Origin of the sequence: Siccibacter colletis, from assembly GCF_000696575.1 — a bacterium.
Taxonomy (GTDB): Bacteria; Pseudomonadota; Gammaproteobacteria; order Enterobacterales; family Enterobacteriaceae; genus Siccibacter; species Siccibacter colletis.
In genome coordinates, this window is record NZ_JMSQ01000006.1 from 642724 (window position 1) to 657397 (window position 14674).

17 protein-coding genes are annotated in these 14674 nt (G+C 57.7%); 10 read left to right on the plus strand and 7 right to left on the minus strand.

What is annotated here, in order from left to right; translation table 11 throughout:
* Positions 1-43: 43 nt before the first annotated feature.
* The 3 genes from zwf (at position 44) to ET34_RS0108700 (ending at position 4269) form a co-directional block, all read left to right on the plus strand.
* Positions 44-1519 (plus strand): glucose-6-phosphate dehydrogenase, encoded by a 1476-nt coding sequence (gene zwf / locus ET34_RS0108690; protein ID WP_031521224.1) that lies wholly within the window; start codon positions 44-46, stop codon positions 1517-1519.
* A 230-nt stretch (positions 1520-1749) separates the two neighbouring features.
* Positions 1750-3564: a phosphogluconate dehydratase gene (gene edd, locus ET34_RS0108695; protein ID WP_031521225.1), complete on the plus strand. Its 1815-nt coding sequence runs from the start codon at positions 1750-1752 to the stop codon at positions 3562-3564.
* Between the two features lie 63 nt (positions 3565-3627).
* The gene (locus ET34_RS0108700) at positions 3628-4269 is read left to right on the plus strand and encodes a bifunctional 4-hydroxy-2-oxoglutarate aldolase/2-dehydro-3-deoxy-phosphogluconate aldolase (RefSeq protein WP_031521227.1); all 642 of its coding nucleotides are present in this window, start codon (positions 3628-3630) and stop codon (positions 4267-4269) included.
* A gap of 39 nt (positions 4270-4308) precedes the next feature.
* Here ET34_RS0108700 and purT read toward each other — a convergent pair whose 3' ends face one another.
* A complete protein-coding gene (gene purT, locus ET34_RS0108705) occupies positions 4309-5514 on the minus strand; it encodes a formate-dependent phosphoribosylglycinamide formyltransferase (protein WP_031521229.1) in 1206 nt (401 codons plus the stop codon).
* Positions 5515-5651: 137 nt separating this feature from the next.
* Between purT and ET34_RS0108710 the strand changes: the two genes are divergently transcribed.
* The 4 genes from ET34_RS0108710 (at position 5652) to ptrB (ending at position 9373) form a co-directional block, all read left to right on the plus strand.
* The gene (locus ET34_RS0108710; protein ID WP_031521230.1) at positions 5652-5981 is read left to right on the plus strand and encodes a YebG family protein; all 330 of its coding nucleotides are present in this window, start codon (positions 5652-5654) and stop codon (positions 5979-5981) included.
* A gap of 72 nt (positions 5982-6053) precedes the next feature.
* Positions 6054-6398, plus strand: a complete 345-nt coding sequence (gene yebF, locus ET34_RS0108715; RefSeq protein ID WP_031521232.1) for a protein YebF — start codon at positions 6054-6056, stop codon at positions 6396-6398.
* A 166-nt stretch (positions 6399-6564) separates the two neighbouring features.
* A complete protein-coding gene (locus ET34_RS0108720; RefSeq protein WP_031521234.1) occupies positions 6565-7227 on the plus strand; it encodes a tellurite resistance TerB family protein in 663 nt (220 codons plus the stop codon).
* Between the two features lie 85 nt (positions 7228-7312).
* Positions 7313-9373, plus strand: a complete 2061-nt coding sequence (ptrB, locus tag ET34_RS0108725) for an oligopeptidase B (protein WP_031521235.1) — start codon at positions 7313-7315, stop codon at positions 9371-9373.
* On the opposite strand, the gene exoX is transcribed toward ptrB, so the two are convergent.
* Together exoX and ET34_RS0108735 are read right to left on the minus strand one after the other, a co-directional pair.
* Positions 9374-10036: an exodeoxyribonuclease X gene (gene exoX / locus ET34_RS0108730; protein WP_031521237.1), complete on the minus strand. Its 663-nt coding sequence runs from the start codon at positions 10034-10036 to the stop codon at positions 9374-9376.
* Between the two features lie 60 nt (positions 10037-10096).
* Positions 10097-10327, minus strand: coding sequence for a DNA polymerase III subunit theta (locus ET34_RS0108735; RefSeq protein ID WP_031521238.1), 231 nt, complete (start codon positions 10325-10327; stop codon positions 10097-10099).
* Between the two features lie 126 nt (positions 10328-10453).
* Between ET34_RS0108735 and yobA the strand changes: the two genes are divergently transcribed.
* The 3 genes from yobA to ET34_RS0108750 are packed head-to-tail and all read left to right on the plus strand — an operon-like array spanning position 10454 to position 12066.
* On the plus strand, positions 10454-10828 hold the full coding sequence (yobA, locus tag ET34_RS0108740; RefSeq protein ID WP_031521240.1) for a CopC domain-containing protein YobA: 375 nt from the start codon (positions 10454-10456) through the stop codon (positions 10826-10828).
* Positions 10828-11694, plus strand: coding sequence for a copper homeostasis membrane protein CopD (gene copD, locus ET34_RS0108745; protein ID WP_031521242.1), 867 nt, complete (start codon positions 10828-10830; stop codon positions 11692-11694). The genes yobA and copD overlap by 1 nt, the downstream gene beginning before the upstream one ends.
* 27 nt (positions 11695-11721) lie before the next feature.
* The gene (locus ET34_RS0108750) at positions 11722-12066 is read left to right on the plus strand and encodes a YebY family protein (protein WP_031521244.1); all 345 of its coding nucleotides are present in this window, start codon (positions 11722-11724) and stop codon (positions 12064-12066) included.
* A gap of 312 nt (positions 12067-12378) precedes the next feature.
* Here ET34_RS0108750 and ET34_RS0108755 read toward each other — a convergent pair whose 3' ends face one another.
* The 4 genes from ET34_RS0108755 to ET34_RS0108765 all read right to left on the minus strand — a co-directional run bounded on the left by ET34_RS0108755 (position 12379) and on the right by ET34_RS0108765 (position 14643).
* The gene (locus ET34_RS0108755; protein WP_031521246.1) at positions 12379-13464 is read right to left on the minus strand and encodes a tyrosine-type recombinase/integrase; all 1086 of its coding nucleotides are present in this window, start codon (positions 13462-13464) and stop codon (positions 12379-12381) included.
* A complete protein-coding gene (locus ET34_RS21680; RefSeq protein ID WP_072001993.1) occupies positions 13433-13705 on the minus strand; it encodes an excisionase in 273 nt (90 codons plus the stop codon). The genes ET34_RS0108755 and ET34_RS21680 overlap by 32 nt, the downstream gene beginning before the upstream one ends.
* 64 nt (positions 13706-13769) lie before the next feature.
* Entirely contained in the window at positions 13770-14012 is a 243-nt protein-coding gene (locus ET34_RS0108760) for a DUF4060 family protein (protein WP_031521248.1), read from the minus strand.
* On the minus strand, positions 13999-14643 hold the full coding sequence (locus ET34_RS0108765) for an ASCH domain-containing protein (protein ID WP_031521249.1): 645 nt from the start codon (positions 14641-14643) through the stop codon (positions 13999-14001). The genes ET34_RS0108760 and ET34_RS0108765 overlap by 14 nt, the downstream gene beginning before the upstream one ends.
* Positions 14644-14674: the final 31 nt, after the last annotated feature.

Consider the following 14674-nt stretch of genomic DNA (forward strand, 5'->3'; position numbering starts at 1 on the left):
GGTCTGGCAAGAAGACCTGCAAATCCGAAACGAGGAGAATGATATGGCGGTAACGCAGACGGCTCAGGCATGTGACCTGGTCATTTTCGGGGCGAAAGGCGACCTGGCGCGCCGTAAACTGTTGCCATCCCTGTATCAGCTGGAAAAAGCCGGTCAGATCCACCCGGAGACCCGCATTCTGGGGGTAGGGCGCGCCGAATGGGATAAACAAGCCTATACCAAAGTAGTGCGTGAAGCGCTGGAAACCTTCATGAAAGAGAAGATTGACGAAGCGCTGTGGGACACCCTGAGCGGCCGTCTCGACTTCTGCAATCTCGATGTGAATGACGTCTCCGCCTTTTCCCGCCTGGGTGAGATGCTGGACCAGAAAAACCGCGTCACCATTAACTATTTCGCCATGCCGCCGAGCACCTTCGGTGCCATCTGCAAGGGGCTTGGCGAAGCGAAGCTGAACGCCAAGCCAGCGCGCGTGGTAATGGAAAAACCGCTCGGCACCTCGCTGGATACCTCCCGGGAAATCAACGACCAGGTGGGCGAGTTCTTTGAAGAGTGCCAGGTCTACCGTATCGACCACTATCTCGGTAAAGAGACGGTGCTCAACCTGCTGGCGCTGCGCTTTGCCAACTCCCTGTTCGTAAATAACTGGGATAACCGCACCATCGACCACGTGGAAATCACGGTGGCGGAAGAGGTGGGTATCGAAGGGCGCTGGGGCTATTTCGACCAGGCCGGGCAGATGCGCGATATGATCCAGAACCACCTGCTGCAGATCCTGTGCATGATTGCCATGTCGCCGCCGTCTGATCTGACCGCCGACAGCATTCGCGATGAAAAAGTGAAGGTGCTGAAATCCCTGCGCCGCATCGATCGCACCAACGTGCGCGAAAAAACCGTACGCGGTCAGTACTCTGCTGGCTTTGCTCAGGGCAAAAAAGTGCCGGGTTACCTGGAGGAAGAGGGCGCGAACAAGTCCAGCAACACCGAAACCTTCGTGGCGATCCGCGTGGACATCGACAACTGGCGCTGGGCCGGGGTGCCGTTCTACCTGCGTACCGGTAAACGTCTGCCGACCAAATGCTCTGAAGTCGTGGTCTATTTCAAAACCCCGGAGCTGAACCTGTTTAAAGAGTCATGGCAGGATCTGCCGCAGAACAAGCTCACCATTCGCCTGCAGCCGGACGAAGGCGTGGACATCCAGGTGCTGAACAAGGTGCCGGGTCTGGACCACAAGCATAACCTGCAGATCACCAAGCTCGATCTGAGCTACTCCGAGACCTTCAACGAAACGCACCTCGCCGATGCCTATGAGCGTCTGCTGCTGGAAACCATGCGCGGTATCCAGGCGCTGTTTGTTCGCCGTGACGAAGTGGAAGAGGCGTGGAAGTGGGTTGACTCCATCACCGAAGCCTGGGCGGCAGACAACGATGCGCCGAAGCCGTATCAGGCCGGCACCTGGGGCCCGGTGGCGTCCGTTGCCATGATCACCCGGGATGGCCGTTCCTGGAACGAGTTCGAATAACCCCCGCTGCGTCAGGTTACCAATTTTACCGGTAACATGATCTGACGCAGGTTGACTCCTGATTTACAAATTTAACGCCCTGACTGGATTCACCAGCAGGGCTTTTTTCATTACACTGGCTGAAGCGATTTTGCCCTTGCCGGGCGCGGATAAAGCGTTTCAGCGCAGTTGCTCTCTCTGTTACGCCTGCAATTCAGCGCCCTGAGGCACTACTCTTATCAGGAGCTTTTATGAATCCTTCAATGTTACGCGTAACAAATCGAATTATTGAGCGCTCGCGAAAGAGCCGTAGCGCTTACCTCGCCCGGATCGAACAGGCGAAGAGCGACACGGTGCACCGCGCGTCGCTGGCCTGCGGTAACCTGGCCCACGGCTTTGCTGCCTGCCAGCCGGACGATAAAGCCTCCCTGAAGAGTATGCTGCGCCATAACATCGGCATCATCACCTCCTACAACGATATGCTCTCTGCGCATCAGCCCTATGAACGTTACCCCGACGTTATCCGTAAAGCGCTGCATGAGATTGGTGCCGTGGCGCAGGTGGCAGGCGGCGTGCCGGCAATGTGCGATGGCGTTACCCAGGGCCAGGACGGCATGGAGCTGTCGCTGCTCAGCCGGGAAGTGATCGCCATGTCCGCGGCGGTCGGCCTGTCGCACAACATGTTCGACGGCGCGCTCTACCTTGGCGTGTGCGACAAAATCGTCCCGGGCCTGGCAATGGCTGCGTTCTCTTTCGGCCATCTGCCGTCGGTCTTTATCCCCTCCGGCCCAATGACCAGTGGCCTGCCGAACAAAGAGAAGGTGCGTATCCGCCAGCTCTATGCCGAAGGCAAAGTGGATCGCATGGCGCTGCTGGAGTCGGAAGCCGCTTCTTACCATGCTCCCGGCACCTGCACCTTCTACGGCACCGCCAACACTAACCAGATGGTGGTGGAGTTCATGGGGATGCAGCTGCCCGGTTCGTCGTTTGTTCACCCGGATGCCGAACTGCGCGAAGCGCTGACCTGCGCAGCAGCACGCCAGGTGACGCGCCTCACCGGGAACGGTAACGAGTGGATGCCGATCGGCAAAATGGTCGATGAAAAAGTGGTGGTTAACGGCATTGTCGCTCTGCTGGCCACCGGCGGCTCCACCAACCACACCATGCACCTGGTGGCGATGGCGCGCGCGGCGGGCATCATTATCAACTGGGATGACATTTCCGAGCTGTCGGACGTGGTGCCGCTGATGGCGCGGCTCTATCCCAACGGCCCCGCGGACATCAACCACTTCCAGGCCGCCGGCGGCGTGCCGGTGTTGATCCGCGAGCTGCTGAAGGGCGGATTACTGCACGAGGACGTCAACACCGTGGCCGGGTTTGGCCTGCGTCGTTATACCCTGGAGCCGTGGCTTAACAACGGCCAGCTCGACTGGCGCGAGGGGGCAGAGGCCTCGCTCGACAGCGAGATCATCGCCACCATTGAAAAACCGTTCTCGCGTCACGGCGGCACCAAAGTGCTGAGCGGCAACCTCGGGCGCGCGGTGATGAAAACTTCGGCAGTGCCGGTGGAGAACCAGATTATTGAAGCCCCGGCGGTGGTGTTCGAGAGCCAGCATGACGTGCTACCCGCCTTTGAAGCGGGTCTGCTGGACCGCGATTGCGTGGTGGTGGTTCGTCATCAGGGGCCAAAAGCGAACGGGATGCCAGAATTACATAAACTCATGCCGCCACTTGGTGTATTATTGGACCGCTGTTTCAAAATTGCGTTAGTTACCGATGGACGACTCTCTGGCGCATCCGGTAAGGTACCTTCCGCTATCCACGTCACGCCTGAAGCCTACGGCGGCGGGATGCTGGCGAAGGTGCGCGACGGCGACCTCATTCGCGTTAACGGGCAGACCGGCGAGCTGACGCTGCTGGTGGACGACGCCGAACTGGCGGCCCGTGAAGCCTTTGTGCCGGATCTGAGCGCGATGCGTGTCGGCACCGGACGTGAGCTGTTTGGCGCGTTACGCGAGAAGTTATCTGGCGCGGAACAGGGCGCAACCTGTATTACTTTTGAATAATTCCCGGCGCAACGATGCGCCGGACACAGATGAATTAATTAAAACTGGCGGGAGTAAATCTGAATGAAAAACTGGAAAACAAGTGCCGAAGCAATCCTTACCTCAGGCCCGGTTGTCCCTGTCATCGTCATTAACAAACTCGAACACGCTGTACCGATGGCAAAAGCGCTGGTCGCTGGCGGCGTGCGCGTGCTGGAAGTGACCCTGCGCACCGAGTGCGCGCTGGAAGCGATTCGCCTGATTGCTAAAGAAGTGCCGGATGCCATCATCGGCGCGGGCACCGTGCTGAACGCGAAGCAGCTGGCAGAGGTCACCGAAGCGGGTGCACAGTTTGCCATCAGCCCGGGTCTCACTGAGCCGCTGCTGAAAGCGGCTACCGAAGGCACCATCCCGCTGATCCCTGGCATCAGCACCGTGTCTGAGCTGATGCTGGGCATGGACTACGGTCTGAAAGAGTTCAAATTCTTCCCGGCGGAAGCGAACGGTGGCACCAAAGCGCTGCAGGCTATCGCAGGGCCGTTCTCCCAGGTGCGTTTCTGCCCGACCGGCGGTATCTCCCCGGCTAACTACCGTGACTACCTGGCGCTGAAAAGCGTGCTTTGCATCGGCGGCTCCTGGCTGGTGCCGGCTGACGCGCTGGAAAGCGGCGATTACGATCGCATCACCACCCTGGCGCGCGAAGCGGTCGCTGGCGCGCAGCAGTAATAAAAAAGGCGAGGGCATCTGCCACTCGCCTCAATATCATCAGCCCGGCCATGTAGCCGGGCTTTTTTTATCCTGTACCACCACAGCCGCCGCAGCGGTTTTAGCGCGTGCAACGGCCTCTTCCACGCTATCGGCGGCGGCGAGGGCCACGCCGAGACGGCGCGTGCCGTTGATCTCCGGCTTGCCGAACAGGCGCAGCTGGACGCTGGCACCCAGCGCCTGCTCCAGATTTCCGTACGTCAGATTATCGCTGGTCAGCTGCGGCAGAATGACGGCGGACGCGGAGGGGCCATACTGACGAATACCGCCGATCGGCAACCCGGTAAAGGCGCGCACGTGCAATGCGAACTCCGAGAGATCCTGTGAAATCAGGGTCACCATGCCGGTGTCATGCGGGCGCGGCGAGACTTCGCTGAAAATGACTTCATCACCACAGATAAACAGCTCCACGCCAAACAGGCCGTAGCCACCGAGCGCCAGAACGACTTTTCGCGCCATCTCCTGGGCGCGCGTCAGCGCCAGCTCGCTCATCTGCTGCGGCTGCCAGGACTCGCGATAGTCGCCGTCTTCCTGACGATGGCCCACCGGCGCGCAGAAATGAACGCCATCTACCGCGCTGACGGTGAGCAGGGTGATCTCAAAATCGAAATTGACCACGCCTTCCACGATAACCCGCCCGGCCCCGGCGCGGCCGCCCTGTTGCGCGTATTCCCACGCCTGCGCCAGCTGGTCTGCGCTACGGATAAAGCTCTGACCTTTCCCGGAAGAGCTCATCACCGGTTTTACGATGCAGGGCAGGCCGATGGCGTCCACCGCCGCACGGAAGGCGCTTTCGCTGTCGGCAAACTGATAGCTTGAGGTAGGGATCGCCAGCGTTTCAGCCGCGAGACGGCGAATGCCTTCCCGGTTCATGGTGAGCTGTGTGGCGCGTGCGGTCGGTACTACGTGCTGCCCGGCCTGCTCCAGCTCCACCAGCATATCGGTCGCGATGGCCTCGATCTCCGGCACGATGTAGTGTGGTTTTTCCTGCTCAACCAGCGCTTTGAGTGCGGCAGCATCAAGCATATTGATGACATGGCTGCGGTGGGCGACGTGCATGGCCGGGGCGTCAGGGTAGCGATCCACGGCAATCACTTCGATGCCCATACGCTGACACTCAATCGCGACTTCCTTACCCAGTTCACCCGATCCCAAAAGCATTACCCGCGTAGCTGCGGGGCGCAGCGCCGTACCCAACTTAGCCATAACCCTGTATCCTGATGTGAAAAAAATGACCGGCGCAGTATAAACGAAAACGTTTGCGTTGGCAGTGATTTTACGGTTGCATCCTGGGGCGACGAAGGTTTATACTGTATATAAATACAGTGATGCGAGGCTGCAAAATGACCGTTGAAATTAAATATGTAGTTGTCCGCGAAGGTGAGGAAAAGATGTCTTTTGCCAATAAAAAAGATGCTGACGCTTACGACAAAATGCTCGATCTGGCAGAAGTGCTTGGCGACTGGTTACAGGAGAGCCCGCTGAAGCTGGAAGATGACCAGAACGAAGCGCTGGCGATGTGGCTGGCCGAGCAGCGTGACGCCCTGAGCGCGATCATCAAAACCGGCAAGCTGCCGGAAAGCGACGCGTCAGAAAAAGCGGCCCCGGCATCACGTAAAAAGGCCAGTTCTGATGCGCCTTCTGCCGACGTGAAGCCAATCAAAGCGGCATAATCAGACCAGAGACACTGGCGTTACTAAGGTTTTCGACCATGCTTTTTCTGAACGTACTGACAGGAGAACAGCATGATCAAAACAGGAACGCTACTTATGGGGCTGCTGGCACTGTGCAGCGCCCCGGCTCTGGCCGCGCCCGCCCACGACGTGAGCTTTCCGCGCTGCGAAGGCAGTGATGCCGAAACCATCGCGTCGAGCGTGAAGCGCGACTATCAGCAAAACCGTATCCCGCGCTGGGCTGATGACCAGCGTATTCTCGGCCAGGCCGATCCGGTTGCCTGGGTGAACCCCAAAGAAGTACGCGGGGAAGACGACACCTGGCAGGTGCCGCTGACGGTGCGTGGTAAAAACACCGACATCCAGTATCGGGTCACTATCGACTGCCGCAAAGGCACCGCCCGCTATCAGCACTGAACCCTCAGGCAGCCCAGGCTGCCTGTGTTGTTTCTGCCTCCCGGCGGCGCGACACTGCTTTGCCCGGTCAGCAGGCAATAATTTTCCCTTCCTTGCTCAACCCCGACATTTCTTGACGCTCGGTCACTTACCCTCGGTTAAACATATGCATTAACGGGGAAAAACAATGTCTCAATGGTTGAAACAGCTTCAGTCCGTTCTGGGTCAGGCGAAATCCGCTACCCAGCAGTCCGGCGGCAAAGAACAGGGTTACAGCAAATACATGCCCGGCGCGCTGGGCGGCCTCGCGGGGCTGCTGGTGGCGAACTCCTCATCGCGTAAGCTATTAACCAAATATGCCGGTAGCGCGCTGCTGATGGGCGGCGGGGCGGTGGCGGGCACCGTACTGTGGAATAAGTACAAAGACAAAGTGCGCGCTGCGCATCAGGATGAACCGGGCTACGGCCAGCATCATTCGCCGCTGGATGTGCGCACTGAGCGCCTGATCCTCGCGCTGGTATTTGCCGCGAAAAGCGACGGGCATATCGACGACCAGGAGCGCCAGGCGATTGAGCAGCAGCTGCGTGAGGCTGGCGTTGAGCAGCAGGGACGGGTGCTGATCCAGCAGGCCATTGAGCAGCCGCTGGATCCAAAACGCATCGCCAGCGGCATTCAGAATGAAGAAGAAGCGCTGGAGGTGTACTTCCTGAGCTGTGCCGCCATCGATATTGATCACTTTATGGAGCGCAGCTACCTCAACGCGCTCGGCGACGAGCTGAAGATCCCGCAGGACGTACGTACCAGCATCGAGCAGGATCTGAAACAGCAAAAACAGACGCTGCCGGGGTAATCTCTTTGCAAAATGTCATGTTTCGCTTGCATCACGCGTGGGTTTTGCCACCCTTACAGGGTGTTAAACGCAAAAGAAAAATGACATGCCACCAAAAGCGAGAAAAATCCCCCATGCGCTCACCGAGCATGGCGACACCCGTATCGACAATTACTTCTGGCTGCGCGACGACACGCGTTCGCAGCCAGAAGTGCTGGAGTACCTGCACCAGGAGAACGATTACGGACGCGATATCATGTCCACGCAGCAGGCGCTGCAGGACCGTTTACTCAAGGAGATGGTTGACCGCATCCCCCAGCGCGATGTCTCCGCCCCCTACGTGAACAACGGCTATCGCTACCGGCACGTGTATGAAACCGGCTGCGAGTACGCGATCTATCAGCGTCAGTCGGTGATGTGTTCAGAATGGGATGACTGGGAGCTGCTGCTTGATTCCAACAAGCGCGCGGCCCACAGTGAGTTTTACACCCTTGGCGGCCTGTCAATTACTCCTGATAACAGCATCATGGCGCTGGCGGAAGATTTCCTCTCCCGCCGCCAGTACGGCCTGCGTTTCCGCAATCTGGAAACCGGAAACTGGTATCCCGAAATGCTGGAGAACGTCTCGCCGAGCTTTGTCTGGGCCAACGACTCCACCACGCTCTATTACGTGCGTAAACATGCCACCACGCTGCTGCCGTATCAGGTGTGGCGTCATACCATCGGCACGCCGTCGAAGTGGGATGAGCTGGTTTATGAAGAGAAGGACGACACTTTCTACGTCAGCCTGCACAAAACCACCTCCCGGCATTTCATCCAGATCTACCTCAACAGCGCCACCACCAGCGAAGTGCTGCTGCTGGATGCCGAGCTGCCAGACGCGCAGCCGCAATGCTTCCTCGCGCGCCGCAAAGATCACGAATACAGCCTCGACCACTATCAGCATACCTTTTACCTGCGCTCGAACCGCGACGGCAAAAACTTCGGTCTGTACCGCACCAGAGTGCGTGACGAAGCGCGCTGGGAAGTGCTGATCCCGGCGCGCGACCACATCATGCTGGAAGGCTTCACCCTGTTCACCGACTGGCTGGTGGTGGAAGAGCGCCAGCGCGGCCTCACCAGCCTGCGGCAGATCAACCGCAAAACCCGGGAAGTGACCGGCATCGCCTTCGACGATCCGGCTTATGTGACCTGGCTTGCCTACAACCCGGAGCCGGAGACGTCACGCCTGCGCTACGGCTACTCCTCCATGACCACGCCTGACACCCTGTTTGAGCTGGACATGGATACCGGCGAGCGGCGGGTGCTGAAGCAGACCGAGGTAGCAGGCTTTGATGCCGGGAACTACCGCAGCGAGCACCTGTGGGTGAAGGCGCGGGACGGGGTCGAAGTGCCGGTGTCTCTGGTGTACCACAAGTCCTGGTTCCAGCGCGGCAAGAACCCGCTGCTGGTCTACGGCTACGGCTCCTATGGCACCTGCATGGATGCCGACTTCAGCACCAGCCGCCTCAGCCTGCTGGATCGCGGTTTCGTCTATGCCATCGCCCATATCCGCGGCGGCGGAGAACTGGGGCAGGGTTGGTATGAAGACGGCAAATTCCTGAAGAAGAAAAATACCTTCAACGACTACATTGACGTCTGCGATGCCCTGCTGAAAGAGGGCTATGGCGACAGGCGCTATGTCTATGGCATGGGCGGCAGCGCGGGCGGGATGCTGATGGGGACCGTCATCAACGAACGTCCCGAGCTGTTCCACGGGGTAGTCGCCCAGGTGCCGTTTGTCGATGTGGTCACCACCATGCTGGATGAATCCATCCCACTCACCACCGGTGAGTTTGAGGAGTGGGGCAATCCGAAGGATGAAACCTACTATCACTACATGAAGGATTACAGCCCTTACGATCAGGTAAAAGCTCAGGCTTATCCGCATCTGCTGGTCACTACCGGGCTGCACGACTCCCAGGTGCAGTACTGGGAACCCGCCAAATGGGTGGCGAAGCTGCGGGAGTATAAAACGGACGATAATCTGCTACTGCTCTGTACCGATATGGATTCCGGGCACGGTGGGAAATCGGGGCGCTTCAAGTCCTACGAAGGGGTGGCGATGGAATACGCCTTCCTGATCGCACTGGCGCAGGGCACGCTGCCCGGCCAGGCGACCCGGTAATTACTCTTCGCCCAGGTAGTGGCGCAGCGTCAGGTGCCACTCCGGGGTCATGGCTTTGAAATTGTTCTTCATCCAGCGCAGGTAGCCGGGATCGCGATCGGCGATTTCGGCCACCGGCCGGCCACGATATTTCCCGAACGGGAAGGTCTGGATCAGCCCTGGTCGTCCGGTCACCTCTACCATCTCTTCCGGCGTCCAGCCAGAGTTCTCCATAATATCAATCAGCAGCGCCGCGGTGATGTAGCAGTCAAACAGCGCGCGGTGATGATGCAGATCCGGCGGCGTCTCAACGTGCAGCTTGCGTGACTTATACAGCGCCATATTGCTGTATTTGATGCCGGGCCACAGGCGGCGCGCCAGCTTGACGGTACAGATCCAGTCTCCGCTCATCGGCGGGAGCATACGCTGGTCGAAACTGGCATTGTGCGCCACGTAATAAGGACTGCCGTGATAGCGTGGAATGACGTCTTCAATCCACGGCTTGTCGGCGACCATTGCTTCGGTGATTTTATGTATCGCCATCGCCTGCGGGCTGATAGGCCGGTCAGGGCGCACCAGATCGCTCATGGGATTGACGATCTGACCGTCGATGATGTCTACCGAGGCGACTTCCACCACGCCGCCCTGAAGGCCGCAGGTTTCGGTATCGATAACGCGTAGCATGGTTTACTCCGGGAATAGCAAATGCAACCCCGCCAGGGCGGAGCCTGACGAGGATAAGCGCTATTTCGTTTTAGGTTCGTAGGGCAGACGGGACAGGTTGACCGACGCCAGACGGTGGGCGATGAGACGCTCGCGAAAATAGTCGCGCAGTGCTTCAGGCTGTTCGCGCTCCACCATCTCGGCCACCACCGGCATGTTATAGCGCTCTTTAAACGCCACGCCCGCGGCGGCCAGATCGACGTTGACCTTGTCCATCTCATCCTGGGGAAGTTGTGCCAGATTATATTGCATAAGGGTTCTCCTTCTGGATGCAGGCAAAGGTACTGTGCAGCCGGGCAGATGACAAGCCCTTATCGTTTCGACTTCCCTGCTAAAACTGATATTCTTTTGCCAGTCTTGCAAATAAGGAATGGAAATATGTCATTTTCCCGCCGTATGCTCTCCTCCCTGTTAACCCTGACCGCCACGCTGGCATTTTCGTCTGCCGCACTGGCCCATGCGCACCTCACGCAGCAGACCCCTGCAGCCAATGCCGCCGTGAGCGAAGCGCCGAAAGCGCTGACGCTTAATTTCTCCGAAGGCGTGGAGCAGAACTTCAGTAAGGTAGTCCTGCTTGGCCCGGACGACCAGCCGGTCGCGACCGGAAAGGCCACCCTGAATGCCAGCGATGATAAGCAACTGCTGGTGCCGCTTAATGCCCCGCTGAAAACCGGGCGTTATCAGGTGCAGTGGCAGGTGGTTTCCGTCGACGGGCATAAAACCAAAGGAACTTACGCGTTCAGTATCAAATAATGCCTGAGCTGCTCTATCCCGCGCTGCGCTGCCTGCACGTTCTCTCTCTTTGCACCCTGTTTGGTGCAGCGGTCTGCCTTGCGTTTTTTGCCGCCGGCGCGCTGAAACCCGCGCTGCAAGATGCCCTGCGTGGTTATCAGGTCGTGGCAGTGTCGCTGCTGATGTTCACCACGGTCGGCATCTATCTCGCCCAGGCGGGGCTGATGGGGGATGGGCCGGGGGATATGATTAACCCGCAGGTGTTGCAGGCCGTCGCCGGTACGCGCTTTGGCAGCGTCTGGATGGTGCAGGGCGCGCTGGCGGCAGCAACGCTGCTGGCGATGTTACTGCGCATGCCCACGGCGGCGATCCTGCTGCTGCCTGCGGGGCAACTGATGCTGCTGGCCTGGACCGGTCATGCCGCGATGAATGACGGGGCAGTCGGGGCGTTACAGCGCCTTAACCATACGCTGCACCTGCTGTGCGTCGCCTGGTGGCTGGGTGGGTTATTGCCGCTGTTGCTTTGTATGCGGCTGGCGGTGAAGCCCGGGCTGCAGGCGCTGGCGATTACCGCCATGCGGCGATTTTCCCTGACCGGGCACCTGGCAGTGGCGGGCGCTATCATCACCGGGGTGCTGAATGCGCTACTCATCGGGCGTTTCGCCTGGCACGGGTTCACGCCGTGGTTCCAGCTGCTGTTGATCAAATGTGCGCTGGTGGTCGGGATGGTGGCAATAGCGCTCTATAACCGTTATGTTCTGGTACCACGTTTTCACGCCAGCGGTGCGGCGGTATCGCGCTTCATCCGCATGACGCAAACTGAAATGCTGCTCGGTGTCATGGTCATTGCAACAGTCAGCCTGTTCGCGACCTGGGCACCATTCTGAATGATTGACAGGTAACAAGAGAAAGCTATGAAAAAAACGTTACTGGCACTGCTGTTAACCGCCGTTTCCGGTATGGCGCTTGCCGCGCCGCAGGTGACAACCGTGAGCCGTTTTGAGATAGGTAAAGACAAGTGGGCGTTTAATCGTGAAGAGGTGATGCTCTCATGTCGTCCTGACGGTGCGCTGTTTGTTATCAATCCGTCTACCCTGATGCAGTATCCGCTGAATGATAAGGCCCAGCAGCAGGTCGCGAGCGGTAAAACCAGCGGTCAGCCGATTTCTATCCTGGTGGTGGACGATCCGGCGCGCCCGGGCCACAAGATGAGTCTTGAACCGTTTATCGAGCGTGCGCAGGCGCTGTGTAAGTCCTGAGCCACAGGCTACAGGCATAAAAAAACCGCGCTGCAGCGCGGTTTTTTTTGGATGATCGCGCCAGATCGGCTTTTTTTGCCCGCGTGATAGTTGCGGACTGGAAAACCTGACGTCGTCATCTATTCTTAAAGTGCAAGGCGACTAAGCCTGCATTAATGCCAACTTTTAGCGCACGGCTCCATCCCAGGAGCCATTTCCCTGGACCGAAAACAGGAATCGTTTTCGGTCTTTTTTTATCCGGTTGATTTTCAAGGCTTTTTTGGTGTCCATCCCTAAATCCCCCGAAAAACACTCGAATATTTCATATCCTGTCTAAACCATAACATATTCTGAACCGCGCGCGTCCAGGTATTTTTTGGTCATTGTTAAATTTTTATGCCCAAGTAAACGCTGCGAAAACTCTTCCCCGCGCTCCCTTTCATAAAGACGACTGGCAAGACTTCTGATCTCATGAAATGGTGGAGGATTCGGCCCAAACTGTAGACCCGTCATGTCCCGGACTTCTGAAAAAGCTTGGGTTACACCATCAGGTGTCAGTGGGCCTGGTCTTCTTCCCCCGCGCCTTACCGGAGAGTAGAGCATAAAATCTGTGGGATTATTATCCCGGCAACGCTCAATCACTTCGTGAAGCACCAATCCGGCAGCCTCAAGTTTCAGGTCGAGTGGCAGCGCAAGTTTATGCCCGGTTTTCTCCTGAACAACAAATAACCTGCCAGCCCTGATGTCTGAGAACCGTAGAAGGGTAATGTCCTCGCGGCGCTGCCCGGTCACTAATCCAAGATCGCACGCATTGGGAAGCCATTCAGAATGGGCCACAGCAGCAGCTCGTATCACTTCAAACTGCTCAAGCAGCAAACGCTCCCTTTTTACCTTTGGTGTCGGTGTGCGCGTCGGTTCCGCCGGGTTCCTCTCAATATGCCCTTCAACGATAGCTTCCCTGAATACGTCCAGCAGCACAGACCTTAAACCAGATGCCATGCTTTTCTTGTCACAGATGATATAGGTTTCCAGAAATGCCGACACGTCCTTAGTACTGACCGACGATAATGGCATTTTCCCAAAAGCATCTCTTATCGTGGCAATCTGATTTCGCCTGACCTTCATTGTGCTGGCTTTCAACTCCCTCCGCTCCAGAATCACCTCGTAGCGCTCAAGCCACGCCTTAACCGTAAAGGTAGGCGTGTCCTTTATACGGTCCAGCAGCGCTGAGGGGATGTAGTTCTGGTCGATGTAGTTATTGGCCTCAATGGCCTGGGAGATAGCGTCCTTTCTATCGATCCGGCCAAGTGATAATTCTTGGCCGGTTATCGGGTTTCGCCAGCTATAAAGACGGTCTCTTTTGCGATAGGTCAGGTTACGGGGCAGGTTAGCGTCGTAACGAATTGGCCTTTTCGCCATGAGTCAGTCTCTCCAGTAGGGTGCCGCCGGCTGGCAGTGTCATGCGTTTAGTTTTAGGGCGAAGGTTCTTTTTGCTCGGATCCACGTAAGTGGCATCGGGCTGAACCTTATATTCCTTACCGTGAAGCTCCGGCGGAGGGTATATGCGGCCCTCCCTGGTCCAGCGGCGAAGAGTTGAAAGGGAAGGCGGCTTTGAATAAGTCTCTTCTGCCCATTCCTGTAAATTTAGAAGCTTGGCCATACATCCTCCTGCTTCCGACAACTCATTATAAAGTTGCCGGAAAAGTGTTTGTGATAATTCAATATCAGGCGACTTGCCCGGGGAGGGAACGGAGCCGGCGCATGCCGGTCATCGCGGTGGCCACATAGCTCGCTTTCCTGTTCACGATCTCCACCCATACCTTCACGCCTTCAACCCTCACCGTGTACGTCTCTTTCATCTTGCTGCGCCCATAATCGCCGTAGCGTTCTGCGTGGGCAGCCAGAGCAAGATCGCAAGCCCGGCGAGCTAACGGTGATTGCTGGCTTCCGCGGTTAATCAGTCGCATGGCCATCTCCTTCGATGCGCTTAAACTCAATCACCCAGATCCAAGGGTTAGCCTGCCAGCTGTCGTCGCCGTAGATGTCCTTCCACAGGCTTCGAAAACCAAGGAAGTGCTTATCACCAATGACGCAACATTCAGTCGGTGCGCCTTCAGCTTTTGCATCCTCTTCGCTGATGCTGTTCAGCCGCTCGACTCGCACATCGGTAATCTCCAGCAGAATCCGGCTGGCCCAGCGCGGCATATGGATGGATGGCGTCCATTTTTCGATGACCGCTGGCTTATTGCATACAGAAACTGGCACGCGGTGTGTTTGCTCAGTCCAGATTTGGCGTTCGCTGGCTTTATAAACTAGGGTCGCTACGTCTGTTGCCCGGCTATGTACACGGAACGTCTCACGCACCCAGATGCGATCGCCGGGCTGGCCGAACGGGCAAAAATGTGCGGTCGTGCTGCCATGCTTATGTTTTAGTGAAGATTTCCAGCCATAGGCATCTGGATTGGGGAAAACGCCACGAGCGATATCATCCGCAGGTTGCGGCTTCATGATCCGCCGCGTCTGCGTCTTCCGGCCGTCGAGGATCGCCCGCACCATCTCGCCGTTAAAAATCATTCCGCGTTCTGTAACTTTCGTCATGTCGTTACCGGGAGGGCGAACCCTCCCGCCT

Coding starts and splice junctions, on each gene's coding strand:
- zwf (WP_031521224.1), top strand. CDS start 44: ATGGCGGTAACGCAGACGGCTCAGGCATGTGACCTGGTCATTTTCGGG.
- edd (WP_031521225.1), top strand. CDS start 1,750: ATGAATCCTTCAATGTTACGCGTAACAAATCGAATTATTGAGCGCTCG.
- ET34_RS0108700 (WP_031521227.1), top strand. CDS start 3,628: ATGAAAAACTGGAAAACAAGTGCCGAAGCAATCCTTACCTCAGGCCCG.
- purT (WP_031521229.1), bottom strand. CDS start 5,514: ATGGCTAAGTTGGGTACGGCGCTGCGCCCCGCAGCTACGCGGGTAATG.
- ET34_RS0108710 (WP_031521230.1), top strand. CDS start 5,652: ATGACCGTTGAAATTAAATATGTAGTTGTCCGCGAAGGTGAGGAAAAG.
- yebF (WP_031521232.1), top strand. CDS start 6,054: ATGATCAAAACAGGAACGCTACTTATGGGGCTGCTGGCACTGTGCAGC.
- ET34_RS0108720 (WP_031521234.1), top strand. CDS start 6,565: ATGTCTCAATGGTTGAAACAGCTTCAGTCCGTTCTGGGTCAGGCGAAA.
- ptrB (WP_031521235.1), top strand. CDS start 7,313: ATGCCACCAAAAGCGAGAAAAATCCCCCATGCGCTCACCGAGCATGGC.
- exoX (WP_031521237.1), bottom strand. CDS start 10,036: ATGCTACGCGTTATCGATACCGAAACCTGCGGCCTTCAGGGCGGCGTG.
- ET34_RS0108735 (WP_031521238.1), bottom strand. CDS start 10,327: ATGCAATATAATCTGGCACAACTTCCCCAGGATGAGATGGACAAGGTC.
- yobA (WP_031521240.1), top strand. CDS start 10,454: ATGTCATTTTCCCGCCGTATGCTCTCCTCCCTGTTAACCCTGACCGCC.
- copD (WP_031521242.1), top strand. CDS start 10,828: ATGCCTGAGCTGCTCTATCCCGCGCTGCGCTGCCTGCACGTTCTCTCT.
- ET34_RS0108750 (WP_031521244.1), top strand. CDS start 11,722: ATGAAAAAAACGTTACTGGCACTGCTGTTAACCGCCGTTTCCGGTATG.
- ET34_RS0108755 (WP_031521246.1), bottom strand. CDS start 13,464: ATGGCGAAAAGGCCAATTCGTTACGACGCTAACCTGCCCCGTAACCTG.
- ET34_RS21680 (WP_072001993.1), bottom strand. CDS start 13,705: ATGGCCAAGCTTCTAAATTTACAGGAATGGGCAGAAGAGACTTATTCA.
- ET34_RS0108760 (WP_031521248.1), bottom strand. CDS start 14,012: ATGCGACTGATTAACCGCGGAAGCCAGCAATCACCGTTAGCTCGCCGG.
- ET34_RS0108765 (WP_031521249.1), bottom strand. CDS start 14,643: ATGACGAAAGTTACAGAACGCGGAATGATTTTTAACGGCGAGATGGTG.